At 72.1% G+C, this 26813-nt stretch carries 22 protein-coding genes; 12 read left to right on the top strand and 10 right to left on the bottom strand.

Annotation, left to right across the window (positions count from 1 at the left end):
- Positions 1–174 precede the first annotated feature (174 nt).
- Together ACQP0T_RS27320 and ACQP0T_RS27315 are read right to left on the bottom strand one after the other, a co-directional pair.
- Positions 175–2376 (bottom strand): FtsX-like permease family protein, encoded by a 2202-nt coding sequence (locus ACQP0T_RS27320; RefSeq protein ID WP_433870600.1) that lies wholly within the window; start codon positions 2374–2376, stop codon positions 175–177.
- The gene (locus ACQP0T_RS27315) at positions 2373–3020 is read right to left on the bottom strand and encodes an ABC transporter ATP-binding protein (RefSeq protein ID WP_433870599.1); all 648 of its coding nucleotides are present in this window, start codon (positions 3018–3020) and stop codon (positions 2373–2375) included. The genes ACQP0T_RS27320 and ACQP0T_RS27315 overlap by 4 nt, the downstream gene beginning before the upstream one ends.
- Before the next feature lie 203 nt (positions 3021–3223).
- Here ACQP0T_RS27315 and ACQP0T_RS27310 point away from each other — a divergent pair, with 203 nt between their 5' ends.
- The 3 genes from ACQP0T_RS27310 to ACQP0T_RS27300 all read left to right on the top strand — a co-directional run bounded on the left by ACQP0T_RS27310 (position 3224) and on the right by ACQP0T_RS27300 (position 7247).
- Positions 3224–5050, top strand: coding sequence for a sensor histidine kinase (locus tag ACQP0T_RS27310; RefSeq protein ID WP_433870598.1), 1827 nt, complete (start codon positions 3224–3226; stop codon positions 5048–5050).
- The gene (locus tag ACQP0T_RS27305; RefSeq protein ID WP_345360554.1) at positions 5025–5690 is read left to right on the top strand and encodes a response regulator transcription factor; all 666 of its coding nucleotides are present in this window, start codon (positions 5025–5027) and stop codon (positions 5688–5690) included. The genes ACQP0T_RS27310 and ACQP0T_RS27305 overlap by 26 nt, the downstream gene beginning before the upstream one ends.
- 231 nt (positions 5691–5921) lie before the next feature.
- Positions 5922–7247 carry an amidohydrolase family protein gene (locus ACQP0T_RS27300; protein ID WP_433873859.1) on the top strand — a complete coding sequence of 442 codons (1326 nt, stop codon included), beginning with the start codon at positions 5922–5924 and terminating at the stop codon, positions 7245–7247.
- A 678-nt stretch (positions 7248–7925) separates the two neighbouring features.
- Here the strand turns inward: ACQP0T_RS27300 and ACQP0T_RS27295 are convergent.
- On the bottom strand, positions 7926–8609 hold the full coding sequence (locus ACQP0T_RS27295; RefSeq protein WP_433870597.1) for an SDR family oxidoreductase: 684 nt from the start codon (positions 8607–8609) through the stop codon (positions 7926–7928).
- A gap of 166 nt (positions 8610–8775) precedes the next feature.
- Here ACQP0T_RS27295 and ACQP0T_RS27290 point away from each other — a divergent pair, with 166 nt between their 5' ends.
- The gene (locus ACQP0T_RS27290; protein WP_433873857.1) at positions 8776–10059 is read left to right on the top strand and encodes an MFS transporter; all 1284 of its coding nucleotides are present in this window, start codon (positions 8776–8778) and stop codon (positions 10057–10059) included.
- 63 nt (positions 10060–10122) lie between these two features.
- Here ACQP0T_RS27290 and ACQP0T_RS27285 read toward each other — a convergent pair whose 3' ends face one another.
- A complete protein-coding gene (locus ACQP0T_RS27285; protein ID WP_433870596.1) occupies positions 10123–12198 on the bottom strand; it encodes a PhoX family protein in 2076 nt (691 codons plus the stop codon).
- A gap of 367 nt (positions 12199–12565) precedes the next feature.
- Here ACQP0T_RS27285 and erm point away from each other — a divergent pair, with 367 nt between their 5' ends.
- Both erm and ACQP0T_RS27275 read left to right on the top strand, forming a co-directional pair.
- Positions 12566–13303, top strand: coding sequence for a 23S ribosomal RNA methyltransferase Erm (gene erm / locus ACQP0T_RS27280; RefSeq protein ID WP_433870595.1), 738 nt, complete (start codon positions 12566–12568; stop codon positions 13301–13303).
- A gap of 63 nt (positions 13304–13366) precedes the next feature.
- Complete coding sequence (locus tag ACQP0T_RS27275) at positions 13367–14146, top strand: SDR family NAD(P)-dependent oxidoreductase (RefSeq protein WP_433870594.1); 780 nt, start codon at positions 13367–13369, stop codon at positions 14144–14146.
- 23 nt (positions 14147–14169) lie between these two features.
- On the opposite strand, the gene ACQP0T_RS27270 is transcribed toward ACQP0T_RS27275, so the two are convergent.
- Complete coding sequence (locus ACQP0T_RS27270) at positions 14170–15219, bottom strand: zinc-binding dehydrogenase (RefSeq protein WP_433870593.1); 1050 nt, start codon at positions 15217–15219, stop codon at positions 14170–14172.
- 428 nt (positions 15220–15647) lie between these two features.
- On the opposite strand from ACQP0T_RS27270, the gene ACQP0T_RS27265 reads away from it, so the two are divergent.
- The 5 genes from ACQP0T_RS27265 (at position 15648) to ACQP0T_RS27245 (ending at position 22528) form a co-directional block, all read left to right on the top strand.
- Positions 15648–16337 carry a heme oxygenase (biliverdin-producing) gene (locus ACQP0T_RS27265; protein ID WP_433870592.1) on the top strand — a complete coding sequence of 230 codons (690 nt, stop codon included), beginning with the start codon at positions 15648–15650 and terminating at the stop codon, positions 16335–16337.
- 105 nt (positions 16338–16442) lie between these two features.
- Positions 16443–18287, top strand: coding sequence for an acyl-CoA dehydrogenase (locus ACQP0T_RS27260; protein WP_433870591.1), 1845 nt, complete (start codon positions 16443–16445; stop codon positions 18285–18287).
- A 131-nt stretch (positions 18288–18418) separates the two neighbouring features.
- Positions 18419–19627 (top strand): MFS transporter, encoded by a 1209-nt coding sequence (locus ACQP0T_RS27255; protein ID WP_433870590.1) that lies wholly within the window; start codon positions 18419–18421, stop codon positions 19625–19627.
- 202 nt (positions 19628–19829) lie between these two features.
- Entirely contained in the window at positions 19830–21794 is a 1965-nt protein-coding gene (locus tag ACQP0T_RS27250; RefSeq protein ID WP_433870589.1) for a PhoX family protein, read from the top strand.
- 179 nt (positions 21795–21973) lie between these two features.
- Complete coding sequence (locus ACQP0T_RS27245; protein WP_433870588.1) at positions 21974–22528, top strand: TetR/AcrR family transcriptional regulator; 555 nt, start codon at positions 21974–21976, stop codon at positions 22526–22528.
- 111 nt (positions 22529–22639) lie between these two features.
- On the opposite strand, the gene ACQP0T_RS27240 is transcribed toward ACQP0T_RS27245, so the two are convergent.
- From ACQP0T_RS27240 to ACQP0T_RS27220, 5 genes are all read right to left on the bottom strand, one after another.
- Positions 22640–22840 (bottom strand): hypothetical protein, encoded by a 201-nt coding sequence (locus ACQP0T_RS27240; protein WP_433870587.1) that lies wholly within the window; start codon positions 22838–22840, stop codon positions 22640–22642.
- On the bottom strand, positions 22837–23058 hold the full coding sequence (locus tag ACQP0T_RS27235) for a hypothetical protein (RefSeq protein WP_433870586.1): 222 nt from the start codon (positions 23056–23058) through the stop codon (positions 22837–22839). Before ACQP0T_RS27235 ends, ACQP0T_RS27240 begins: the two co-directional genes overlap by 4 nt.
- 72 nt (positions 23059–23130) lie before the next feature.
- The gene (locus ACQP0T_RS27230) at positions 23131–24126 is read right to left on the bottom strand and encodes a helix-turn-helix transcriptional regulator (RefSeq protein WP_433870585.1); all 996 of its coding nucleotides are present in this window, start codon (positions 24124–24126) and stop codon (positions 23131–23133) included.
- Positions 24127–24243: 117 nt separating this feature from the next.
- Positions 24244–25452, bottom strand: coding sequence for an acyl-CoA dehydrogenase family protein (locus ACQP0T_RS27225; RefSeq protein ID WP_433870584.1), 1209 nt, complete (start codon positions 25450–25452; stop codon positions 24244–24246).
- 7 nt (positions 25453–25459) lie between these two features.
- Positions 25460–25996 (bottom strand): SCP2 sterol-binding domain-containing protein, encoded by a 537-nt coding sequence (locus tag ACQP0T_RS27220; RefSeq protein WP_433870583.1) that lies wholly within the window; start codon positions 25994–25996, stop codon positions 25460–25462.
- A 119-nt stretch (positions 25997–26115) separates the two neighbouring features.
- Between ACQP0T_RS27220 and ACQP0T_RS27215 the strand changes: the two genes are divergently transcribed.
- Complete coding sequence (locus tag ACQP0T_RS27215) at positions 26116–26772, top strand: TetR/AcrR family transcriptional regulator (protein ID WP_433870582.1); 657 nt, start codon at positions 26116–26118, stop codon at positions 26770–26772.
- Positions 26773–26813: the final 41 nt, after the last annotated feature.

Genomic DNA, 26813 nt, shown 5'->3' with positions numbered 1-26813 from the left:
CCGGTACCTCCTTGGTGGTGCTGTCTTTGTTCTCTTCAAGAGTCGCGGTTGAGGGGGTGGTTTCGGATCGGTCATGTGGCCGGGGTCGATGGCCATCCGGCCAGGGTTTCGTTGACCTTTCGGCTGAGGGCAGCCGGGACGAACCGCGTCGGCTCGTCCCGGCTGTCCCGGGCATCACTCCTCCGAGAGCCCTTCGGCGCTCACCTTGCGGAGCATCGGACCGCTCACCGCGGACGCCAGCAGTGCGACCGCGATTCCCAGCACGGCCGGTGCGAAGGCCCAAGGCGTGAACACCGAACCGGCGTCGAACAGGGACAGCAGGCCGAAGGCCACGGCCACCCCGCCGGCGCCCGCGCCCATGGTCGCCACCAGCGCCGGGAGCGCGGCTTCGGTGCGCAGCGCCCGCGTCAGCAGGCGCACCGGTGTTCCTGCCGCGATCAGCGCCGCGAAGGTCTTCCGCCGGTCGAAGACGGACGACGCCGCTGTGATGGCGGCGCTGGCACCCGTCAGCAGGGCGATCAGCGACAGTCCCACGGTGGTGACGCGGCGCAGGTCACTGAGCACGGTCTGCTGCTCGTAGAGCATGAGATCCCGGCTGTCCGCGACCACACCCGGCATGACCTGGGAGAGGACGGTGCGGGCCTGTTCCCGGTCGGCTGCGGTGGGTGTCTCGATGACGAGCTCCGTTTCGGCCGGAGCACCCGCCGCGGGGACGAGGGCCGGGTCGATCAGCGCTGAGACCGAGATGTCGTCCTTCTGATCATCGAGCGGGCGGACCTCGCCGGGAGTCAGCGGGACGTCGCTTCCGCCCGCCTCCTCGGACATGAGCGCCAATTCGGTGCTGTTCGGCATCGCCGAGCCGTCGAGCCGCACCGCCGGTGGCCCACCGCAGTCGTCGATGCGCAGTCGGGTGATCTCCGCAGCCGACGCGCAGTCCATCACCAGCCCGCTCGCCGTCGCGCCGTTCGGCGTGGTGAGGATGACGCGCTGGCTCTTCGCGGTGATCGCCTCCGTTCCGCTCGCGGACAAACCCTCGGTGAGCCGCCGCAGGTGCTCGTCGGCTTCCTCGGAGGAAACTTCGACGTAGAGCGCCGAATTGGCGTAGGGGCGTCCGCCACCGCTGAGCGTCTCGAGCCCGGGTAGCACGGTCAGGGCCATCGAGCCGACGAAGGCGGCGAGAACGACGCCGGACACGGAGCGGTACGCCGCTTGCGGGTCGCTGCGCAACCGCCTGCCCGCCAGCAGGAGGGCCGGTCGCCGCCACACCCCCGTGAGGGTCCGTCCGAGCATGCCGGTCACCCATGGGCCGACGATCGACGCGGAGAGCACGATCGCCGCCAGAGCGGACAGGAGCATTCCAAAGCCGCCGCCCCCGTTGGCCTGGGTCAGGCTGAAGGCGAAGAGGGCACCGACCGCGACCAAGCTGAGCAGTCGCCACGCGCTCGGCCTGGCGCGCCGGTGCTCCATGGCCGCGCTGACCGGAGCTCGCACGACCCGGCGCAACCCGAGCCCCGCGGCCAGCACCACCAGCAGCGGGATGCCGATCACCACGGCGGCCAGCGCGGTGCCGGGCGGCGTGAAGTCGGAGACGTACCAGGTGCCGCCGCTCCACGGGATCTGGGCGCCGAGGTGGCGCAGCGGCAGGCTGAGCACCGCGCCGACCGCGGTGCCGACGACCGCGGCCAGCGCCGTTTCGGCGATGACCGCCGTGACCACCTGCTTCGGGGTGGCCCCGGCCAACCGCAGGGCCGCGAGCCGGCGTTCCCGTCGTGCCGCGGCGAGGCGGGACGCCGAGGCGACCAGGACCAGGCTCGGCACGGTGAGCAGCACGATGCCGACCCCGGCCAGGAAGAGGAGCAGGTAGTCGACCGAGCTGTTGGCGACGTGACTCAGCTCGTCCGGTTCGGGCGAGAGCACGCCCTCCGGATGCCCGACGACGGCGACGAGCTGCTCGGGGAACTTCAGCGATTCCGGCGCCAGCTCCCCGATCACTTCGCCGGGGAACCGGTCGCCGAGCTGCTCCCCGGGGTGCTCGGCGACGTGCTCGGCGAGCGCCGGTGAGAGCAGCACTTCTCCGGCGTCCGGGAACTCCGCTGGTGCGTTCGGCTCGGGAGCCGGTTGCCCGGCGACGTCCAGCCGCACGATCTTCTCGTCCTGGAAGAAGTCGATCCCGGCGATCGTCACCGCACCGTCCGCTCCGATGCCGCCGTGCTGCCAAGCGGACCGCTCCTGCCGGGCGTCGGTCGCGTTCGGGATGCTCGCCATGAACAGGACCAGCGCGGTGGCGACCGCCACGCCGACCGCGGTGAGCACCGCGGAAAGGCGCGTACGGGAGTCCTCGCGGAGCACCCGCAGCGCCAACTGCACCGGGTTCACACCAGCACCTCCTTGGCGATGAGCCCGTCCCGGATCTCCACGGTGCGGCCGGCCTTGGCGGCGAGTTCGCGATCGTGCGTCACGATGACCACCGCGGAATTCGTCGTCCGCGCGGCGGACAGCAGCGCCTGCATGGTCGCCGCGCCGGTCTTGGTGTCGAGGGCGCCGGTCGGTTCGTCGGCGAAGATGACCTTCGGCCGGTGGGCCAGCGCGCGGGCGATCGCGACCCGCTGGGCCTGGCCCCCGGACATCTCACCGGGGTGCCGGTCCTCCATCCCGGACAGCCCGAGCCGCTCCAGCCAGCCCCGCGCCTCGCTCATCGCCTGCGCTTTCCGGGTTCCGGCCAGCAGCAGGGGCAGCGCGGTGTTCTCGGCCGCGGTCAGCTCGGCCACGAGCATGCCCTGCTGGAAGACGAACCCGAACTCGTGCCGCCGCAGGGCGCTGCGCTTGGCCTCGCCGAGCTGGTCGATCCGGTGGCCGCCGAGCAGCACCTGCCCGTCGTCCGGACGCAGGATGCCCGCCAGGACGTGCAGCAGGGTGGTCTTCCCGGAACCGGATGGACCGACGATCGCCAGCACCTCGCCCGGCCTGATCGCGAGATCGACCCCGGCCAGCGCGGCGGCCTCCCCATAGCTCTTGACCAAGCCGCGTCCTACGAGAAAATCTGTGTCGGCAACGGGCGTCGTCACGGTGTCTCCTCCCACTCGTCCGCCGCGGCGTCGGACCGCGGGCTTCGATGTCGAGGATCTCCGGGGAACGCCTGCTCGCGGATCGTCCGAAAAGCTCGTGGAAGTCGCCGAAGATCGACCGATCGGCCAGGGTTGAATGACCGATCGGCCAGGGGCGGGTGACCGGACGCACGCTCTACTGTCGTGGCGTGAGCTACTTCGCCGGGACTTCCCCCGCACCGACCGGACGGCTGCGGCGGTTCGTCGACCTGCTGCGCGACCAATGGGTCTTCGCCGGCCTGCTGGGGTTGCTGTGGTGCGGTGAGGTCCTGCTGGCGGTCGAGGCCGGGGACGGGGCGGTGGCGCTGATCCCCGGCAACGCCGCGCTGGTGCTCCTGGCCATCGTGGCCCGGGTGCGCCCGGTCCAGGGCGGGATGGCGGCGGCCGTCGTCCTCGTGGCCAACACCGGGGTCGTCGCGCTGACGGATCCGCGGCTGTACTCGGTGGGGCTGGAGAAGATCCTGGTCACGGAGAACGCGGCCGGGATGCTGATCGTGCTGTACCTGTTCCGGAGCGGTCGGATCAGCCGCGCCATCCCGGTCACCGCGGTGCTCGTGATGTCGTGCCTGGGATCCATCGTGCTCCGCCGCGCGTTCCTCGGGAACGAGGACCATCCCGTGGGCACCACCTTCGCTCTCGGATTCCTGCAGCTCGTGCTCGCGGTGGGCACCGGTCTCTACCTGCGTCGCCCCCATCCCTGGCGGCCGGACGCACCGCTGCTCGACCTGCTGCGCAGGCAGTGGCCCGCGACGGCCGCGCTCGTCGTGCTGCTGTTCCTGGAGTTCGCCAGCACCGCGCACGAGGGTGTGGTGCCTGCCGTCATCGGCATGTCGGGCGGCGTCGTGCTCGCCGGGCTCGCGATCATCGCCCCGGCGCGGCCGGTGCAGGCGGCGGCTCTCGGCGCGCTGGCCGTGGTGACCTTCGCGGTGTCGATGCGAACCTTCGGCATCGAGCCGCCGACGCCGCTGGTGGGCGATCTGTCGCCGTCGATCGTGGCGTCGGGGATGCTGCTCGTCGCTTACGTCACCAGGTACGCCGAACCCAGGCAGGCGACGTGGTGCGGTGCGGGCCTCGTCGGGGCCGCGCTCTTCGCGATGGTCGTCATCCCGCCGAGCTACCTCAGCGGGATGCCCGCCTCGCTGTTCATGGGAGCGTTGCTGCTGATCATCTCGGTCAGCACCGGCATGTACTTCCGGGCGCGCGACGGTGAGCGGCTGAACTCGGTCCAGTCCGCGATCGCCAGCGCGCAGCAGGAGGAGCGCATGGCGCTGGCCCGAGAATTGCACGACGTGGTCGCGCACCACGTCACCGGGATCGTGGTCCAGGCGCAGGCGGCGCACTTGGTCGCGGAGAAGAATCCGCAGGCGGCCACCGAGGCGCTGGCCCGCATCAGCGACAGCGGGACGGAAGCGCTGACCGCGATGCGCCGGTTGGTCGCCAGCATGCGCGGCGCGGAATCAGGCGGTACGACGGAGCTGCCCGATCAGGCGACCACGGACTTGGCCGCAGACCTCGAGGCGCTCGTGGAGTCGACCATCCGCCGCGTCGCCGGAGATCACGCGTCGACGCGCTTCGACCTGCAGGTGGATCTCGCGGAGCCGGTACCGCCGGAGGTGTCCCGGTCCGCCTTGCGCATCGTCCAGGAATCGTTGACCAACGCCGAGAAGCACGCCGCCGACGCCACCGTCGTGCAGATCGACGTGCGGTCCGCGGACGACGAGCTCCGGATCAAGATCACCGATGACGGCAGGTATGCCGGGGGACCGCCGGTCGGCGGTTCGGGAGGATACGGTCTGGTGGGCATGCGCGAGCGGATCGAACTGCTCGGCGGACGGTTCTACGCCGGCCCCGGCGAACACGTCGGCTGGCGGGTCGAAGTGTCCTTGCCCTTGGCGGAGCTGAGCGGAACGGGGAGCCACGATGATTCGGGTGCTGATCGCCGATGATCAGGAGATGGTGCGGGCCGGCTTCCGAATGATCCTGGAATCGCAGGACGACTTGGAGGTCGTCGGCGACGTGTCCAACGGTGTGGACGCCGTGCGGGTCGCCAAGGAGACGAGGCCGGACGTGTGCCTCATGGACATCCGGATGCCGGGCATCGACGGGCTGGAAGCCACCAAGCAGCTCGCCGGCCCGGAGGCCACCGACCCGATCAAGGTCGTCGTGGTCACGACCTTCGACCTCGACGAGTACGTCGAGGCGGCGCTGCGCAACGGTGCCAGCGGATTCCTGCTCAAGGACGCGGGCCCCGCATTGCTCGTCGAAGCGGTGCACGCCGCCGTGCGCGGTGATGCCCTGGTTTCCCCGCAGATCACCGTCCGGCTGCTGAAGCACTTCGCCCAGCCGCCCACGCCGCAGCGCCGTCCGGCCAAGGCGAACCCGGCAGCGGAGGCGCTGACCGAGCGGGAGCTGGTCGTGGTGCGGGCAGCGGCGCGCGGGCTGACCAACGGCGAGATCGGCCAGGAGCTGTTCATGTCCTTGTCGACGGTCAAGACCCATCTCGCGTCGGCACAGGCCAAGATTCGTGCGCGCAACCGGGTCGAGACCGCCGCGTGGGCGTGGCGCAGTGGCCTGATGGAGGACTGACTCGGTCGATCGGCCAGTCGGCAGTAGCCGATCGACCGAGGTCTGCTGACCGATCAGCTGAGGTGCGAACCCCTGGCACCGGGCGATGCTAGAAGCATGACACAGCGATTGAACGACATCATCTTCATGGCGTTCCTGGTGATCATCGCAAGCGCGGCGGGGGTGACCATGATGCTCACCGTGGGCTCAGTGGGCGGTGGCTGATCGGGGCGGCAGAATGCAGCCATGCCGATCGCACTTCGCCTGCACGCTCCGATGATCCTCCCGTGCGACCCCGCGTGCTCGGTGCTCCGGGACGCAGTGCTGGACATCGACGAGATGGGGCGGGTTCTCCACTGCGGCCCCCGCAGTTCCGCGCCGGAGCGTCCGCACGGCGTCGTTGTTCAAGAATGCAGCGGAATCCTGTTGCCAGGATTGGTCAACGCGCACGCGCATACCCCGATGACCTTGCTTCGCGGGATGGGCGGTGACCTTCCGCTGCTGCGGTGGTTGGAGGAGGTGATCTGGCCCGCGGAGGCGAAGTTGCGCCCCTCGGACATCCGAGCGGGAATGGAACTCGGCAGCGTCGAGATGTTGCAGGCCGGGGTCACCACGAGCGCGGAGATGTACTTCCGCGGCGACGCCGTCGTGGAAGCCACCCTGTCCGTCGGCTCTCGTGTGGTCTTCGCGGGTGCGGTGATCGGCATGGCCGAGCTGAGCGGTACGGGCGGCTGGCGCGGCATGGTCGACGAGATCAGCAGGTGGATCGACGCCGACGGACTGCGGTTCGGTGCCGGGGAACGCATTGAGCTCTCGTACGGCCCGCATTCGGCGTACACGCTCCCACCGGAAGCGCTCGCGCTGATCGGTGAAGCCGCGCAGCAGCGGGGCGCCTTGCTGCAAACGCACGTGGCCGAGACGGCGGCCGAGGACGCCGAGCAGCGAGCCCGGCACGGGTCGGTACCGGCCTTGCTGGAGGAGCTGGGAGTGCTGCGGGGACGGGTGCTCGCGGCGCACTGCGTGCACCTCTCCGACGACGACATCGAGCTGTTCGCTCGGCGCGGCGTCGGCGTGGCGCACTGCCCGGGATCGAACGCCAAGCTGGCTTCGGGAACGGCGCGGTTGGTCGACCTGCTCGCGGCCGGGATCCCGGTCGGCCTCGGGACGGACGGCCCGTCCAGCAACGACGACTTGGATCTGTGGGAGGAGGTGCAACTGGCGGGAATGTTCGCGCGCAACGCTACGGGGGATGCCACCGCGCTCAGCGCGGCCAGTGCGCTCCTCGCCGCCACCAGGGGCGGTGCGGACGCGCTGCACCGCGACGACATCGGTGCTCTGGAACCCGGTCGGTGGGCCGACGTCGCGCACCTCGACGTGGACAACCCGGCGTTCGCGACGGGCCTCGACGCACCTGACTCGCAGGTTCTGGCCAACGTGGTGTGGGCCGCGGGCTCACGCGCCGTTCGCGACGTGTGGGTCGCCGGTGAGGAGGTGCTCCGCGACCGGGAACCGACTCGCATCGACCGGCACCAAGTCCAGGCCGCCGCGCGCAAGGCAGCCGAGCACGTCCGCAGCTGACGGCAAAACCCGGGCAGCACCGGTGCTCGACCGCACCCGGCTTCCCGGGCACTACGCACCGGCCACCGGCCACCGGCCACCGGCCACCGGCCATCGGCACCGGCCACCGTCGTCGGCCGCAGCCACGACGCGACGCGATCACCGACCGTGGCCACGACGCGCGCGCGACCACGCCACGACGCGCCGTGAACACCGACCACGCCACGACGCGTCGTGACCACTGATCGCGGTCTCGACGTGCGGCCACGACGTACCACGATCGCCGACGCGACCGCGACCACCGCCTCGACGTGCCACGACCACCGATCGCGGTCTCGACGTGCGCGATCACCGATCGCGGTCTCGACGCGCCGTCGATCAACGCCCAGGCCACCGGCTACCGACCACCGCCGCGATGCGCTGCGACCACCGGCGCCGACCACCGGCCACCGGCGCCGACCACCGGCCACCGACGCCGACCGCCGACGCCGACCACCGCCTCGACGCGCCCGGACCACCGGCGCCGACCACCGACCACCGACGCCGACCACCGACCACCGACCACCGACCACCGACGCCGACCACCGACCACCGACCACCGGCGCCGACCGCCGCCACGACGCGCCCGGAGCACCGGCGCCGACCACCGACGCCGCCCACCGGCACGACCGTCGCACGCGGCGAGGTGGAGCGAAGCGATCAGGACGGGCGCACGATGATCTCGGTGAGGTGGGCGTCGGGCGTGGCGCGGATGGCCGACACGATCGGTGCCGCCACGGACTCCGGCCGGAGGTAGCGATCGGCCTCGAACTCGCCGCCCTCTTGGTCGCGGACGGTGCGCTGCATGTCGGTCGCGGTCCGGCCGGGGAACACCGAGGTGACCTGCACGCCGTTCGCGGCTTCCTCGGCCCGGAGCACGTCGGCGAAGGCCCGCAGCGCGAACTTGCTCGCCGCGTACGAGCCCCAGTTCGGCTTCGCGCTCAGCCCGGCGCCGGAGTTGACCAGCACCACGTGCCCGCGCGCCGCGCGGAGCGCGGGCAGCAGCACCCGGGTCAGCTCGGTTACCGCGAACAGGTTGATCTCGAAGGTGCGCCGCCACGACGAGGTGGGGGCGTCGGCGACGGGAGCCAGTTCGACCAGGCCCGCGCTGTGGACCACCACGTCGAGCCGGTCGATGCTCGCCGCCGCGGCCGCCACGGACTCGTCGTCGGTCAGCTCGACCGGCCACGGGGTCGCGCCGGGGAGCTCGTCGGCGAGGGCGTGCAGCGCCTCGGCGTCCCGGCCGCCCAGCAGCAGGTCGTGCGTGTCGGACAGGGAGCGGGCGACGGCGGCACCGATGCCGCGCGAGGCACCCGTGACCAGGGCGATCGGGCGTTCGGACATACCTCCACGGTAGTCCTGGGTTCGGGTCGGTCGGTGACCGCCCGTCCCAGTCCGCGGTCGCACCTTGACCCGGCCGGGCGGGGCGGCTTAGGACTGCCGGGTGAGTGTCGATGCCGCCACCTCGGATCCGGGCGATCGCGTCCTGCGCAAGGTCGCGCTCCGCCTGATGCCGTTCCTCTGCCTGCTCTACTTCGTCAACTACCTGGACCGGGTGAACATCGGCTTCGCCGGTCCGAACGGCATGAACGAGGAGCTCGGGCTGACCGCGACCATGTTCGGGCTCGCCTCGGGCATCTTCTTCCTCGGCTACCTGGTGCTGGAGGTGCCGAGCAACCTGGCGCTGCACCGCTTCGGCGCTCGCCGGTGGCTGGCGCGGATCATGATCTCCTGGGGCGTCATCGCCACCGCGATGGGCTTCGTGCCCAACGCCGCCACGCTCGTCGTGCTGCGCTTCCTGCTGGGCGTGGCCGAGGCCGGGTTCTTCCCCGGCATCATCCTGTACCTCACCTACTGGTTCCCGAAGGCGCAGCGCGCCAAGGCCGTCGCGATGTTCATGGCGGCCGTCCCGGTCTCCAGCGCGATCGGCGCGACGGTGTCCAGCGTGCTGATCGACGCCGGGGACGGCCTCTTCGGGCTCTCCGGGTGGCGGGTGATGTTCCTCGTCGAGGGCGTTCCGGCCATCCTGCTCGCCGCCGCCACCTGGTTCTACCTCACGGATCGTCCGGAGAAGGCCGCGTGGCTCACCGCCGACGAGCGCCGCTGGCTCGCCGACACGATGGCGGCCGAGCGCGCGGAGACCGAGCAGACCCACCACTGGCCGCTGCGCAAGGCTCTGACCCATCCGCGCATCCTGGCGCTCGCCTTCGTCTACTTCGGCATCTCCTACGGCCTCTACGCGCTGGGCTTCTTCCTCCCGTCCATCATCGCCGGGTTCGAGCAGCAGTTCGGCACCGAGCTGACCACCGTCGAAGCCGGGCTGGTCACGGCGGTCCCGTACGCGGTGGCGGCGGTGGCGATGGTGCTGTGGGCGGCGCACGGCGATCGGACCGGTGAGCGGGTGTGGCACGTCGCGCTGCCGATGCTGCTCGGCGGGGTGAGCATCCCGATCGCCCTCTACCTCGGCAACCCGTTCAGCGCGATGGTCGCGGTGACCTGCTGCGCGGTCGGCGTGTGCGCGGCGGTGGCGTGCTTCTGGACGTTGCCGAGCGGTTTCCTGGCGGGTGCCGCGGCGGCGGGCGGGATCGCCCTGATCAACTCGCTGGGCAACATCAGCGGGTTCGCCGCCCCGTACATCACCGGTGCGCTGCGGGACCTGACCGGCTCGCAGCGCACCGGGATGTGGGTGGTGGGCGTCGTGATGGTGGTCGCCGCCGTCGTGGTCGTCGTGCTGCGCGCCACGCCCGCCGGTCGCGACGAGGGGACCGGCCGGCGCGTGGAGCACGCCGACTGACGCCCCGGAAAAGCGCAGCGGGGGCCTCCGGTGTTCCGGAAACCCCCGCGCTCGCCGGGCGGATCAGCGTTGGCCGATCTCACCGCCGTGCTTGCGCCACACCACGGCCACCGCGGGCCGGGGACGCGAGTCGCCACCGTCGGGCCAGTGCGAGGTGGGCCGGCTGGGGTCCTCGGCGTCCTCGCCGGGGTGCTGCACGCACACCGTGACGAGGTCGTCGGTGATCACGGGACCGCAGGTCTCGGCACCCACCGGAACGGTGAGGAACTGCTTGACCTTGCCGCGTTCCGGGCCCTCGACGGGCACCGCGAACAGGCCGTCGTGCGAGTCCAGCGCGTTGCCGTCGGTGGAGATCCACAGGTTGCCGTGCCGGTCGAAGGCCACGTTGTCCGGGCACGAGATCGGGCTGACCTCGGACTTGTCGAAGCCGCCGAAGTAGGTCGACGGGTCGTTCGGGTCGCCGCAGACCAGCAGCAGGTTCCAGCGGAACCGGGTGCCGGTGTGCTCGTCGTCGACCTCCAGGACGTGCCCGTGCTTGTTGCCGATCCGCGGGTTGACCTCGTCCGGCGCCGCGTTGCCCGCGGAACCGCGGTTGGAGTTGTTGGTCAGCGCGCAGTAGATGCGGCCGTTGACCGGGCTCGGCTGGATGTCCTCGGGCCGGTCCATCTTGGTGGCGCCCACCGCGTCGGCGGCGAGGCGGGTGAAGATGTAGACCTCCTCGGCGCTGAACCCGGGCACGAACGACCGGTCGCCGCTGGCCAGCGCGATCCACTCGCCGGTGCCGTCGAACTCGCCGTCGGAGGGCAGCTTGCCGGAGCCGTCGATCTCGGACTCCGGGCTGTCGCCCCGGAACTTCGCGACGTAGAGGGTGCCGTCGTCGAGCAGCCCCATGTTGTGCCTGCGGGCGTGCGCGCTGCGGCCCGGCTTCATCCGCCCGTTCGACACGAACTTGTAGATGTAGTCGAACCGCTCGTCATCGCCGGAGTAGGCGACCACCCGCCGGTCGCGGGTGACGTGGACGGCCGCGCCCTCGTGCTTGAACCGGCCCAGCGCGGTGTGCTTGACCGGGGTGGAGTCGGGGTCGTTCGGGTCGATCTCGACGACCCAGCCGAAGCGGTTCGCCTCGTTCGGCTCCTGGGCAAGGTCCCAGCGCTTGTCGAAGCGCTCCCACTTGCGGTCGCTGGCCCCGCCGCTGAAGCCGTAGCGGTCGAGCCGCTGCTTGGTCTTCGGGTCGGTGACCTGGTCGGCGTTGGCGAAGTACTGGTTGACGTTCTCCTCGCCGGACAGCACCGTGCCCCACGGCGTGACGCTGCCCGCGCAGTTGTTCTGGGTGCCGAAGACCTTGGTGCCGGTCGGGTCGGCGGAGGTCTTGAGGTGGTCGCTGCCGGCGGCCGGTCCGCGCAGCTCGAACTCGGTGTTGAGCGTGATGCGGCGGTTGTGGCGGCCGGCCTGCGGGGTGAGTCCGCCGCCCCGCTCCCGGTGCACCTCGACGACGGACAGCCCGTGCGCGGCCCAGGCGATGCGCACCTGCTCCTCGGTCGGGTTCTCCTCGTCGTAGTCGGGGAACATGTGCGGCTCGGTGGTGTACTCGTGGTTGACCACCAGCAGGTTGCGCTTGCCGCTGCCGTTGAGCGGGATCAGCCCGGCGAAGTCGTTGTTGTAGCCGAACTGCTTCTCCTGCGCGGCGGCGGTCTGGTTGTGGAAGTCGAACTCCGGCGCGCCGGGGACCACCGGGTCGCCCCAGCCGATGACGACGTCCTGCTCGTACCCCTCGGGGATCACGACGCGGTCTTCGGTGTTCGGCGGCACCGGCTCGAAGTCGGTCCCGGGCACGCCGTGCGGGCGGTCGCCGTGGTCGGGGCCGTGGCCGCGGTCGCCGGGTGCGGCGGCGGCGGTGCCGGTGAGCGCGGTGGCCGCGCCGAAGGAGAGCGCGAGCGCGCCACCGGTCCGCAGCGCCTTGCGGCGGCTCAGCACGTTGCGGACCACGTCGCCGAAGTAGGCGTTGTCCGAGGTGTTGGGCGCGTCGTGGGCGCAGGCGTCACCGCAGCGGTACCGGCACGTGGTGGCCGAACGGCTGGCGGAGTGGCTGGTCAGCAGGGGGAGCGGGACGACCCGCCCGCTGTCCTGGTGGGAAGACAAGCGGACCTCCTGGAAGATTCGGGAACAAGCGCACATTAAGCCGATCGAGCGAGTAGTCCTGGACGTTCAGGTGAACTTGGGCCGAACAGCCAGTACCGGTTGGTCTCTTCGGCGTCCCGAAATTCACTCGCGGCCCAGCACGGCACCTTGTTAACGTCGTCGCATGGGCATCGCCGTCTTCTTCGCCCGGCTGCGCACCGCGTAGTCGGCGCCCCTCCGGCCGGGTCTCCCGGGCCGGCTTCCTGCGCCGACCGCACCGCACCGGGTCCCCGCTCCCGCACGTGATGCGCCGCACGGGTGTCAACCGTGCCGATGGCTGCTGCGCGGACCCGCTCGTCGTCCGCTCGCCAGCGCAGGAGCCCTCCGCATGCCTTCCCGACGCCCGTCGGCGCGCGATCGCGCGCGCCGCGAACTCGGCCAGAACTTCCTGATCAGCACGTCCGCGATCGATCGCGTTCTCGCCCTCCTCGAGCACCGGCGCGGTCCGGTCGTGGAACTCGGGGCCGGGCGCGGGGCGATCACCGGCGCGCTCGTCGCCACCGGCCGTCCCGTCACCGCCGTCGAACTCGACCCGCACTGGGCCGAGGTGCTGCGCCGCACCGTCCCGCGGGCCCGCGTCGTCCGCTGCGACCTGCGGCGGTTCCGGGTGCCCGACGGCACCCGCAGCGTGATCGGCAACCTCCCGTTCGGCCGCACCACCGCCGCGCTCCGCCACCTGCTCACCGAACCCGCCTGGGCGGAGGCGGTGCTGCTGGTGCAGTGGGAGGTCGCGCGCAAGCGCGGTGCGCCCGGCACGATGCTCGGCGCGCAGTGGGCGCCGTGGTTCGAGTTCAGCGCGCACGGGCGCGTGCCGGCGCGCGCCTTCCGACCGATGCCCGCCGTCGACGGCGGGCTGCTGCGCATCCGGCGGCGTCCCGCGCCGCTGGTCGCCGGGCACGACCGCGCCGCCTACCAGCGGTTCGTCGAGGAGGTGTTCACCGGGCGCGGCAGGGACGTCGGCGAGATCGTCCGCCGCCGCACCGGCCGCCGCCCGGCGGTGCCGCCCGGTGCGCTCCCGCGCGACCTCGACCCGGTGACCTGGGCGCGCCTGTTCGCCGGTTCATGACGGGCGCCGCCGCGGCGAAATCCGCGCGACAGCGCCGCCGCGGACGTGGCAGGGTCGACGACCGTGATCGATCCTCGACTCGACGGCCAGGTCGTCCTGGTCACCGGCGGCGCGGGCGGCATCGGCGCGGCGATCAGCGAGGCGTTCGCCGCCCAGGGAGCCCGCGTGGCGGTGCACCACCTGGGCGGCGATCCGGCCGCGCCCGCCGGGGTCCGGTGGGAGCACCGCACCCCGGCGGCCGGGAGCGCGCAGCGGTTCGCCCGCGACCTGCCGGGGGCGGCCATCGCCGTCGAGGCCGACCTCGCGGACGACGCGGCGATCACCCGGCTGCTGGACGAGGTCGAGGCGCGGCTCGGGCCGGTCGACGTGCTGGTGAACAACGCCGCCCACTGCGAGGACCCGGACGGCATCGACGCGGTGACCGGCGACGGGCTCCAGCGCCACTACCGGGTCAACGCCATCGCCCCGGCACTGCTCACCGGCGAGCTGGCCCGTCGCCGACGCGGCGCCGGGGCGCGGGTCATCAACATCTCCACCGACGCCGCGCGCGCCTTCCCCGGCCAGATCGGCTACGGCACCTCGAAGGCAGCGGTGGAGGCCCTGACCCGCGCCACGGCCCTCGACCTCGCGGGCGCGGACATCCGGGTCAACGCCATCGCCCCCGGGCCGGTGCAGACCGGGTGGCTCACCGGCGAGCTCCTCGACCACGCCACCTCCGTCGTGCCGCTGGGCCGCGTCGGCGATCCCGAGGACATCGCCGACGCCGCCGTCTTCCTGGCCTCGCACCAGGCGCGGTGGATCACCGGGCAGGTCCTCCAGGTCGCGGGCGGCCACGCCCTCTGACCGGGCTCACCCTCTGACCGGGCTCAGGGGTGCAGGACGATCTTCCCGACGTGGTTCCTGCGGGCGAGTTCCTCCTGCGCCCGCGCGGCCTGCTCCAGCGGGAACGTCGCGGCGATGACGGGCTGGATCGCGCCCTGCCTGGCCAGGTCCACGAGGAGTCCGAAGTGCGTCGGCGTGTGCATCGCGGACCCGATCACCTGCGCGTTGTGCAGGTACAGACGGCGCACGTCGAAGCTGACCCCGTACCCGCCGAGCGCACCGGCGATGACCCAACGCCCGCCTTCGCGCAGCAGCGGGAGACCGTCGCCCACCAGCTCCCCGGCGACCACGTCGAGACCGACGTCGACGCCCTCCGGAGCGGCGGCGCGGACCTGCTCCACGACGTCCCGAGCGCGGTCGAGGACGTGGTGCGCGCCCGCCTCCCGCACCGCGTCGATCTTGGCGCCGCTGCTGATGGCGAGGACCTCGGCACCGCGCGCCCGGGCGATCTGCACCAGCGCGAGGCCGACACCGCCGGAGGCGCCCGAGACCAGCACGGTCTCCCCCTCCCGCAGCCGGCCCCGCTCGATCATGCCCAGCGCCGTGCCGTAGGCGGTCGGCAACGACGCGAGCTGGTCGTCGGTGAGCGGGGACCCCGTCACGTCGTGCACCCGATCCGCCCGCGCGGTCGCGTACTCGGCGTAACCGCCGTCGCGCTCGCTGCCCATCAGACCCACCGGGTTCGCATCCGGCCCGTCGGTGTCGTAGATCGCCGGGTCGACGACCACTCGGCGACCGACGAGGCCCTCGTCCACGTCGGCGCCGACCGCCACGACCTCCCCGGCCACGTCAGCGCCCTGGATGCGCGGGAAGTCGATCGGGCCGCGCCAGCCCGACAGCGCCTCCGGGTCCCCCGGGCGGCCGTAGGCGCCTTCCCGGGTCCACAGGTCGGTGTTGTTCAGCGCTACCGCGCTGACCTGGACCAGCACCTCTCCCGCCCGCGGAGCGGGCACGGCGACCTCGGTCAGCTCGACGACCTCGGGCCCGCCGTGCTCGGCGATCCGCGCCGCGCGCATGGTCTCGGGCACACCCATCGCGTGAACCTCCTTGGGTATACAGATCTGTGAAGTCGTCGGCCACGGTACACCGCGCGGCCCGGGGGTGCCCAGGGTGGGAAGTGCCGGGCGGTACCGGTCGACCGCCGCGTCGCGGCGGCCGTCGAGGAACCGCCCGCGGTCGGTTGCGCTGCGGAAAGGCCCCTGGCGAGGTGATCGCCGCTCGCGGGTCGGGTTCCGCGGTCGCCGATGGCAGGAAGGTTGCCCTCCTGCCACGGGTGAGAGGAAAGTTCCCCTGCTGTCACCGCTGCGAGAAAAGTTCCCCTGCTGTCGTCCGGGGTCGCCGGTCGTGACGGCGGGTCGTGCGGGGTTGGGTCGGGCGGGTGATGTCGAGACCGCATGGCTGTGCGTCTGGTGCCGGGGGCGGGCCGTGCCCTAAGGCGCCAGTAATCTTAGCCTTACCTAACATGGAGGATGGCATGGCCGAGGTCCAGATCCGCACTGGTTTCGCCCAGCGCCTGCGGGCGCTGACCCGCGCCGCGCACGAGGAGGTGGAGTCCCGGCCGTTCGTCCGCGCGCTGCTGGCCGGGCGCGTCGAGGCCGACGGGTTCGCCGCGCTGCTCGCCCAGCGCCACTTCGCCTACCGGGTGCTCGAGGACGCCGCCGACCGGATGCGCAGCGATCTGATCGCGGGCCCGTTCGTCTCCGACCGGCTGCACCGGCTGCCCGCGCTGGAGGCTGACCTGCACTACTACCTCGGCCCGGACTGGCGCGGGCTGATCCGTCCGAGCGCCGCGACGGAGGTCTACTGCGCGCGGTTGCGCGAGCTGTGCTTCGACCGGCCGGAGTGCTTCGTGGCGCACCACTACGCGCGCTACCTCGGCGACCTCTCCGGTGGTCAGGTGCTCCGCGCCGCGCTGTCCCGCAGCCTGGGGTTGGTGGACGACGGCGGCTTCGCGTTCCTGACGTTCGAGGAGATCCCGAACCGGCCGCGGTTCAAGGACGCCTACCGCACGCTGCTGGACACCGCGGGCTGGGACGGCGCGACCGAGAACCGGATCATCGCCGAGGTCCGGCACGCCTTCGCGCTCAACGCCGCGGTGCTCGACGAGCTGGGCCGACGCCTGGTTCCCCCGATCCCGCGGTCCCGCCGCTGACCTTTCCGGCGGACCTGCTTGGCAGAAGTTACCGCCAGGTAATACCCTCTTGTTACCGACGAGTAAGGGCCGGTGAGCCGGCAGCGGCGCAAGAGGGAGCCTTCGATGGGCCACTACAAGAGCAACGTCCGCGACCTCGAATTCAACCTCTTCGAGGTTTTCGGGGTGCAGAACATGCTGGGCAAGGGGGCGTTCGAGCAGTCCGACGAGGACACCGTCCGGGGCGTGCTGCAGGAGCTCAACGTGCTGGCGACCGGCCCGCTGGCCGACTCCTTCGCCGAGGGCGACCGCACCCCCGCCGCCTTCGACCCGGCCACCCACTCGGTCACGCTGCCGACGGCGTTCAAGAAGTCCTACCAGCAGGTCGTCGACGGCGAGTGGTGGCGGCTGAGCCTGCCCGACGAGCTCGGCGGGTACGGCACGCCGCCGTCGGTGGTGTGGTCGGCCGCCGAGCTGATGCTGGGCGCCAACCCGGCCGTGTACATGTACATGGCCGGGTACAACTTCGCCACGATCCTGTGGCGCAACGGCACCGAGGAGCAGCGCCGCTGGGCGCAGCTGATGATCGACCGGCACTGGGGCGCCACGATGGTGCTCACCGAGCCCGACGCGGGTTCCGACGTCGGCGCGGGCCGCACCAAGGCCGTCCGGCAGGAAGACGGGACCTGGCACCTCGACGGCGTGAAGCGGTTCATCACCTCCGCCGACCAGGACATGACCGAGAACATCATGCACCTGGTGCTGGCCCGCCCCGAGGGACCGGGCGTGGAGGCCAAACCGGGAACCAAGGGCTTGAGCCTGTTCCTGGTACCGAAGTTCCACTTCGACTCCGAGACCGGTGAGCCGGGCGAGCGCAACGGCGCCTTCGTGACCAACGTCGAGCACAAGATGGGCCTGAACGCCTCGGCCACCTGCGAGCTGACCTTCGGCCAGCACGGCACCCCGGCCAAGGGCTGGCTGCTCGGCGAGGTGCACGACGGCATCGCGCAGATGTTCCAGGTGATCGAGTACGCCCGGATGATGGTCGGCACCAAGGCCATCGGCACCCTGTCCACCGGGTACCTCAACGCGCTGGAGTACGCCAAGGAGCGGGTGCAGGGCGCCGACCTGACCCGGTCGACCGACAAGACCGCGCCCCGGGTCCCGATCACCCACCACCCCGACGTGCGCCGCTGCCTGATGTTGCAGAAGGCCTACGCCGAGGGGCTGCGCGCGGTGTACCTCTACACCGGCACCTACCAGGACGCGGTGACCCAGGCCGAGGCCGACGGTTCCGATGCGACGCTGGCCGAGCAGGTCAACGACCTGCTGCTGCCGATCGTCAAGGGCGTCGGCTCCGAGCGCGCCTACGAGATGCTGAACCTGGCGTTGCAGACCCTGGGCGGGTCCGGCTACCTGCAGGACTACCCGATCGAGCAGTACATCCGGGACGCGAAGATCGACAGCCTGTACGAGGGCACCACGGCGATCCAGGCGCAGGACTTCTTCTTCCGCAAGATCGTGCGCAACAACGGCGCCGCGCTGGGCCACGTCGCGGGCGAGATCCAGCGGACCCTGGAGGCCGAGGGTGCCGACGAGCGGCTGAAGGAGGAGCGCGCGCTGGTCGCGGCGGCGCTCGACGACGCGCAGGGGATGCTCGGCGCGCTGATCGGCTACCTGACCTCGGCGCAGGAGGACGTGGCCGAGGTCTACAAGGTCGGCCAGCACGCGGTGACGCTGCTGATGAGCATGGGCGACCTGCTGGTCGGCTGGCTGCTGCTGCGCCAGGCCGAGGTCGCGCTGACCGCGCTGGACGGCGGCGCCTCCGCCAAGGACCAGCCGTTCTACCAGGGCAAGGTCGCGGTGGCCCGGTTCTTCGCCAAGAACGTGCTGCCCGAGCTGCGGTCCCGCCGGGCGGTCGTCGAGGCGGCCGACAACTCGCTGATGGAGATCGACGAAGCGGCCTTCTGATCGCGCGTGGCGGCGGCGGTGTCCCCCGGGGCACCGCCGCCGTCGTGTGCGGGCGACCACATCGTTTGCCCTGCTAATGGTCGCTCCGTTAGCATTGCAAACGAATTCGTGCCGTCCGTCCGGGAGAGCAGATGAGCGCCCACGTGCGATTGCTCGACGTGTTCAAGGGCCAGCCGCGCGCCGTGTGGATCACCGCGTTCGCCGCGGTGATCGCCTTCATGGGCATCGGCCTGGTCGATCCGATCATGCTGTCCATCGCCGAGGCGCTGGACGCCGGACCGGAGCAGGTCACGCTGCTGTTCTCCTCCTACCTCGCGGTCCAGGTCGTCGCCATGCTCGTCACCGGCGCGTTCAGCGCGCGGTTCGGTGCCAAGCGGACGGTGCTCACCGGCTTGGGGCTCATCGTGCTGGCGACGCTGGCCTGCGCGCTCGCGGGCACCATCGAGCAGCTCGTCGCGCTGCGCGCGGTGTGGGGCCTGGGCAACGCGTTCTTCATCGCCACCGCGCTGTCGGTGATCGTCGGCGCGGCCAGCGGCGGGCAGCAGGCGGCGATCCTGCTCTACGAGGCGGCGCTGGGCATCGGGCTGTCCACCGGACCGCTGCTCGGCGCGCTGCTGGGCAACCTGTCCTGGCGCGGACCGTTCGCCGGCACGGCGGTGCTGATGGCGATCGCGCTGATCCTGTCGGTCCAGCTCCCCAAGGACGGCCCGCGCGCGCAGCGGGCCCCGGTGCGGCTGCTCGACCCGCTGCGGGCGCTCAAGCACCGCGCGCTGCTGCGCACCTCGATCGGCTCCGCCTTCTACACCGCGGCGTTCTTCGTGGTGCTGGCCTGGTCGCCGTTCGTGCTGGAGTTCGGCGCCATCGCCGTCGGGCTGGTGTTCTTCGGCTGGGGCGTGTGCGTCGCCGTGGCCGGGGTGACGCTGGCGCCGCGCGCCGCCGCCCGGTTCGGCGAGGTGGGCGCGACGGTGCTCGCGGTGCTGGCCTACGCGGTGCTGCTCGGCGTGATGGCGATCGGGTCCAAGCCCGTGGTGGTGGCCGCGGTGATCCTCAGCGGCATCGCCTCCGGCCTGCTCAACACCCTGTTCACCGGAGCCGCGATGAGCGCGAGCAGCGCGCCCCGCGCGGTGGCCAGCGCCGGGTACAACTTCTGCCGCTGGCTCGGCGGCGCGGTCGCCGCGACGCTGGTCGGCCACGTCGCCGAGTGGCTCGGGTTCACCCAGGCGCCGTTCGCGGTCGCCGCCGTGCTCTGCCTGATCGCCGCCGGGCTGCTGCTGGTGGGCCTGCGCCGGGACCAGCGCTCGGTGCCCGCCGAGGCAGCGGTGGTCGGCGAAGAGCTCTGAACCGCCCCGCGCCGCGTAGGGGTCGCCGCCACCCGAACGGGAGGCAGGTGAGGGGCACCCTTGCCCGAGCAACTCGGGCAAGGGTGCCCCTCACTACCGATCGGATGACGGGCCGACACGTCGACGTGCTGGTGGTTCCGCGACCGGCGGTCGGGACGGGCTTACGCTGCGGTTTCCTTCGCGAGCAGCCTTGGAGGTCGCGGTGCCGGAACCGTCGGGCGAACATCGGCCCCTGCCCCTCGCGGGCCGGGCGCGGGCGACGTGCCGCCACCGGTGCGGCGACCAGTGCGCGGGTCCCCCGCCGAACCCCTCGGACGCCCCGCACTTCGGCGACGTGCTGCGCGCGGTGCTGGACCGCCGAGGTCTGCTCAAGGCCGGTGCGGTGGTCGGCACCTCGATCGCGGTGCTGCCCGCGCTGCCGGGGCGGGAGGCCCGCGCCGCGCCGGGGCTCGACTTCACCCCGATCCGACCGAGCACCGCCGACGCCGTGGTGGTCCCGGACGGCTACCGGCAGGACGTGGTGATCCGCTGGGGCGACCCGGTGCTGCCCGGCGCCCCGCAGTTCGACCCCGACGCGCAGACCCCCGAGGCCCAGGCCGCCCAGTTCGGCTACAACAACGACTTCTGCGCGCTGCTGCCGCTGTCCGGCCACCTCGACCTCATGGTCAACAACCACGAGTACACCAGCGAGGAGTTCCTGTTCCGCGGTTACGACCCGGCGCACCCCACCGAGGAGCAGGTGCGGATCGCCTGGGCGGCGCACGGCATGTCGGTGGTGGTGCTGGACCGCCGCGGAGCCCCGCGCCCCGTGCCGCACCGGCTGAACCGGCGGATCACCCTGCACACGGAGTTCGAGGTGCGCGGACCCGCGGCGGGCAGCGACCTGCTGAAGACCCCCGCCGACCCCACCGGCACCCGCGTGCTGGGCACCATGAACAACTGCTCCGGCGGGGTCACGCCGTGGGGCACGGTGCTCTCCGGCGAGGAGAACTTCCACTTCTACTTCGCCGGGGCCGACCGGATCACCGACCCGGAGACGACGCGGCGGCTCGGCCGCTACGGGATCCGCGGCGGCGCCAGCGACCGCGGGTGGGAGCGGTTCGACTCCCGGTGGGACCTCGCGCGGCAGCCGAACGAGCCGAACCGGTTCGGCTGGGTCGTCGAGGTCGACCCGTACGACCCCGGCTCGACCCCGGTCAAGCACACCGCGCTGGGCCGGCTCAAGCACGAGGGCGCCACCGTCCGGATCGCCGACGACGGCCGCGTCGTGGCCTACACCGGCGACGACGAGCGGTTCGAGTACCTCTACCGCTTCGTCTCCGACGGCCGGGTCAAGCGCGGCGGCAGCAGGCACGCCCGCAGGCACAACATGGCGCTGCTGGACTCGGGGACGCTCTCGGTCGCCCGGTTCACCGGGGACAGCCCACCCGCCGAGCTCGACGGTTCCGGCACGCTGCCCGCCGACGGCGAGTTCGACGGCACCGGTGAGTGGATCCCGCTGGCGCACGGCGACGTCAGCTTCGTGCCCGGGATGAGCGCCGAGGAGGTCCACGTCTTCACCCGGCTCGCCGCCGACGCGGTCGGCGCCACCAGGATGGACCGCCCCGAGGACGTGCAGCCGCACCCGCGCACCGGTCGGGTCTACTGCGCGCTGACCAACAACCGCCGCCGCGACCCGGCCGAGGTCGACGAGGCCAATCCGCGCGCCGCCAACAAGCACGGGCAGGTCCTGGAGCTCGACGACGACCACACCGGCACCGCGTTCCGCTGGAACCTGCTGCTGGTCTGCGGCGACCCGAACGACCCGTCGACCTACTTCGGCGGCTTCGACAAGTCGCAGGTCAGCCCCATCTCCTGCCCGGACAACCTGGCCTTCGACCGGCACGGCAACCTGTGGATCACCACCGACGGCAACGCGCTCGGCGCCAACGACGGCCTCTACGCGGTGCCGCTGGACGGACCGCAGCGCGGGCGGGTGATGCAGTTCCTCAGCGTGCCGCGCGGCGCGGAGGCCTGCGGGCCGGTGATCGACGACGACCTCGTGCTGGTCTCCGCCCAGCACCCGGGCGAGGTCGACGGCGCCGACGCCGACCACCCGGCGTCGCACTGGCCGGACGGCGGGAACTCCCTGCCGCGGCCCGCGGTCGTCGCCGTCCGCCGCCGGTAAGACCACCCGTTCAGGTGGACTTTCGCCGAGTCAGGGGCACCTTCGTCCGACTTAGCCGGATGAAGGTGCCCCGCACTCCGGAACGGATCACCCGCACCGCCGCGGCTCCCCGACCGGCGTGCCCCGGACGCGCCGCCGAACCACCCGGGTCGTCGCCGACCGCCGGTAGACTGCGCTGCGTGCCCACCGGTCAGACGAGCGTGCACTCCGAGGACAAGCGGGCGCGGCGCTCGCGGGAAGCGATCGTCGGCGCGACCATCCGCTTGGTGTCCCGCGCGGGAAGCGAGGTCTCGGTCGCCGAGATCGCCCACGAGGCCGGGGTCAGCCGCCGCGCCGTCTACCTGAACTACGAGACGCGCGACAACGTGCTGCTGGCCTCGGTCGCCCACCTGCTGCGCTCGGCGTTCCCGGAGCACGACATCAGCGCCGCGCGCGGCGACGGCGACGAACCCCCCGAGCTGCTCCGGGACCTCGCCGGACACCTGCTGGCGCACCGCGACTTCTACGCCACGGTGCTCACCGGCCCCAGCGCCCACCACGTGCAGCGCCACGTGCTCGACACCTTCGCCGCCGACGTCGCGGGCATCATGGGCACCGACCGGCCCGACCACGACATCCACTTCGTGATGTACGGGATCATCGGGCTGTGCACCGAGGCCCTCACCACGGCCGGGCCGACCGACGCCGAAGCCGTGGCCGCGACCATCTGGTGCACCCTCCGCCGCATCCGCTGAGTGCGCTACAGGCGGCGGAGTCCGGCGAGGACCCGTTCGAGCAGCCATCGGGGTGGTCGGTGGAGGTCGCCGGAGAACGCGGTCACGTAGCCGCGCGGGGGCCGGCGGTGCTCAGCCATGGCAGCCCGGTCCGCAGGCGTGGTGGCGGGCGTAGTCGGCGATCGAGGCCGTCACGCACGCCGTGCAGGCTTCCCGGGGCCTCGCCGCCGGGCTGTAGGCCGACGGCATGCCGCAGAGCGTTCTCGGCCCGCGCACCCGGATGTGCACGGTGCCGCTCGCGTCGGTCCACGGACCGGTCGAGATCGTCGTCATCCCCGGACCACCACCCGAGGGCGGGCCGGGTCGGTGGTGCTGGCCACCGGCCCCGCCGGGGTGCCGCCGCGCGCCGCGCGGGAGTTCGGGGGTTCGCGTCGCGTCGGGCGGTCGGTGGCCGCTCCGGGTCTGCTGATCCGCCACCACAGGTAGCAGCCGGGGACGAAGATCGCGGCCCAGACCAGCACGGAGGCGAGGACCAGCAGCGGTTGCGGCATGTCCGTAGCGTCGTCACGCGCTCACCGATGGCACAGGGGTTGCGCGCGGATGCGCATGCCCTCGCATACCGCCTACCTGGCGGCTATCGCACCGTCCAGGGCTTGCCGGTACTCGGTGGTCCAGGCCGCGCCCCGCTGGTCCGGGGGGAGCCCCTCCAAGCCTCGACCGAGGTGATCGGCGGCCAGGTCGTAGGAGCCCAGCGACAGGTGGGCCAACCCGAGGTTGAGCCGGTGGAAGGTGGGGCTGAGCCAGTACGCGGTTGCGGGCGCGGGCACGTTCGCGGACTCGTCCAGCAGGCCGTCCGCCACGCCGAGCAGTCGGCGCGCGCCGTCCCGATCGCCCAGCCGTCCGGCGCCCTGGGCGGCCTGCGCCGCCGCGCCGACTCGCTGGTGGATGCTCGCGCCGGGGGTGTGGTGCTCGGTCAGGAACCAGCGTGCGACCCCGCGCCAGTTCCCTTGCTGGCGCGCGACGTAGCCCCGGAAGTTCGCGGCCTGGGCGGCCAGGACGCCGTTGCCGATCTCGTCGGCGGCCTGCTCGGCGTCGGCCAGCCACCGCAGCGCCTCGTGGTCCTGCCGGGTCTCGGCGTAGAGCCACCCGGCGAACTGCACCCATTCCGCGGCCACCTCGGCGAGGGTGGTGCGGTGCGGCGCTGCGGCTTGCCGGACCAGGGAGCGGACCAACCGCACCTGCGCGAGCGTCACGGGGATCAGCGGCACCGGGCCGAGGGTGTCGTCCAAGCGACGCTGCGCGGCGAGCACGTCGGCCAGCGCTGCTACGGAAACACCGTCGAGCCGGTGGGGGCGTTCGATCACGCGCGCGAGGCGCTCGCGGTCATCGGCGGTGAGCACGTCCGGTGCGGCGCTTCCGGTTGCCAGGCGCCGGAGTTCGCCGTCCGCTTCGAGGAGCTCGTCCAGGCGGACGACGGTGCTCGGCGACGGGCGCTGCCTGTCGTTCTCGTACCGGGACACGTTGCCCTGGTCGACGTGCACCTGCCGTGCCAGGGCCGGCTGGGACAGGCCGGCAGCCAACCGCAGCCGCCGCAACGCTTGCCCGAAGGTTTCCGACATGGGCCGCCTCTTCCGCCGAGTCCCCGCCGGAGGCCCCCGGCATCCCCGGGGCCTCCGGCGGGGAGGTACTACGAGCGTAGCGACGTCCTGATCAGGTGACGAGCAGCGTTCGGCGGGTCACTGGATGTGGCGGCCGGAGATGGCTCGGGCGATGACGAGCTGCTGGATCTGCTCGGTGCCCTCGAAGATGTCGTAGATCTTGGCGTCGCGGTGCATCCGCTCGACGGGGAACTCCCGGGTGTAGCCGTTGCCGCCGAGGATCTGGATGGCGCGCTCGGTGGCCCAGGTGGCGACCCGGCCCGCCTTGAGCTTGGACATCGAGCCCTCGCCCGCCCGGAACCCGTCGTTGCGGCCGAGCCAGGCGGCGCGGTGCACCAGCAGCCGGGCCGCGTCGATCTCCATCCGCATGTCGGCGAGGGTGAAGGCGATCGACTGGTTGTCGATGATCGGCCGCCCGAAGGTCTCGCGCTGCTGCGCGTACTCCAGCGCGGTCTCGTAGGCGGCGCGGGCGATGCCGAGGGCCTGGGCGCCGACCGTGGGGCGGGAGAGCTCGAAGGTCTTCATCGCGGCCTGACCGCTGGCCTTGCCGCCCTCGCGGGCGCGGGCGAGCCGCTCGTCGAGCTTCTCCTTGCCGCCCAGCAGGCACCGGCCCGGCACCCGCACGTCGTCGAGGAACACATCGGCGGTGTGCGAGGCGCGCAGCCCGTGCTTGCGGATCTTGCTCGGGGCGCTGAGCCCCTTGGTGCCCGGTGGGACGACGAACGCGGCCTGACCGCGCGAGCCCAGCTCGGGGTCGACCACGGCCTGCACCACGTGGACGGTGGCGATGCCGCCGTTGGTGGCCCACGCCTTCTGGCCGTTGAGCACCCATTCGTCGGTGGCCTCGTCGTAGACGGCCTTGGTCCGCATCGCGGCGACGTCGGAACCGGCGTCCGGCTCGGAGGAGCAGAACGCGGCGACCTTCGGGTCGTCGGCGTCGCCGTAGCACTGCGGCACCCACTCGGCGAGCTGGTCAGGCGTGCCCGCGGCGAAGATCCCGGCGACGGCGAGCGTGGTGCCGAAGATCGCCATCCCGATGCCGCCGTCGCCCCAGAACAGCTCCTCGTTGGCGATGGGCAGCGACAGCCCGGTGTCGTCGGCCCAGAACGTGGCGACCGACTCGAAGCCGTAGAGCCCGACCTTGGCGGCCTCCTGGATGATCGGCCAGGGCGTTTCCTCGCGCTCGTCCCACTCGGCGGCGGCGGGGCGGATGGTCTTCTCGGCGAAGCCGCGCACCCAGTCGCGCAGCTCCCGCTGCTCCTCGCTCAGTTCCAACGAGAAAGTCATGGCGTCCTCAGGCTTTGGGGATCTGGAACAGCTTCGTGAGCCCGGCGGCGAAACCGACGTCGCCGGCCACCTTCAGCTTGCCGGTCATGAACATCATCGGTGCCGAGGCGTTCCCGGAGGCCAGTTTGAGGAATTCCGCCGGGGCCGCGGTGATGGTGACCCGGGGGTCGTGCTCGGGTTCCTTGCTGGTGGTGCAGGTCCCGCCGGAGAGCACGCACTCGTAGCGCAGCAGGTCGGACTCGTCGGTGCCGATCCGCCAGCGCACCACGGCCTCGGTGCGCTCCCCGCCGTCGTAGTGCTCGCCCATCCGCCGGAACACCTCGTCGAGGATGCGTTCGCGCAGTTCCGGGTGGGCCATCACGGCCTGGATCTGGGCGTCGGAGGCGCGCGAGATGAGCCGGGCGAACTGCTCGGGCGCCAGCTCGGCCAGCGCGGCGCCGGTGTCCGGCTGCGCGGCGGCGGCTTCGAGCAGGGCGACGAACCGCTCCTGGTCGACCTTCTTGGGATCGAGGTCGCCGAGGGCGGCGATCGGGTTCTCCGGCATCTGGTCCTCCATTACCTACTCGCGAGTAAGACTACGTTCGAGTAGCTTCGGTGGCAACCGCGCGCGGGTGTTCTGTCCTGATCTAACCTGGTGGGCAGGACCGGGGGACAAGAGGTGTGATGAAGGCCGAGGACAACGGGGGGCCGCGCCCGCGCAGCCGAAGACTGCCGCGCGAGGTCCGGGAGCGGCAGATCCTGGACGCGGCCGTCGAGGTCTTCGCCGCCAGGGGCTTCCACAACGCCTCGATGGACGAGATCTCCGAGGTCGCGGGCGTGTCCAAGCCGATGCTCTACGCCTACCTCGGCGCGAAGGACGAGCTGTTCATCGCCTGCGTGCGGCGCGAATCCACGCTGCTCATCGAGACCATCGGCGGCGCGGCCGAAAGCGGCCTGCCGCCCGTCGAACAGCTCTGGCGCGCGCTGCGGGTCTTCTTCGAGTACGTGCAGCGCAACCGCGCGGGCTGGACCGTGCTGCACCGGCAGACCAATTCCCAGGGCGAACCGAACGTCGCCGAGCTCGTCGAATGGCGGGAACGCGCGATGGTGCTCATCGCCGAACTCCTCGCCCGCGCCACCGACGGCTCGGCCCAGCCGATGCAGCCGCAGCAGACCGAGCCGTTCGCCGCCGCCCTCGCCGGGGCGGGCGAAGCCCTGGCGGACTGGTGGGTGGACAACCCCGAGCACACCGCCGACGGCCTGGCGATGCGGCTGATGAACATGGTCTGGATGGGCTTCGGCGACCTCGTCGAAGGCCGCACCTGGACCCCCGCGGAGTAGGACGCGCGGGTCCTCCCGGTGCGGCTGCTGGCCGAGGGACG

Origin of the sequence: Saccharopolyspora sp. CA-218241, assembly GCF_050954615.1 — a bacterium.
Classification (GTDB): Bacteria; Actinomycetota; Actinomycetes; order Mycobacteriales; family Pseudonocardiaceae; genus Saccharopolyspora; species Saccharopolyspora cebuensis.
Note: the sequence above shows the minus strand (reverse complement) of the source record. Positions and strands in the feature narration are given on the sequence as shown.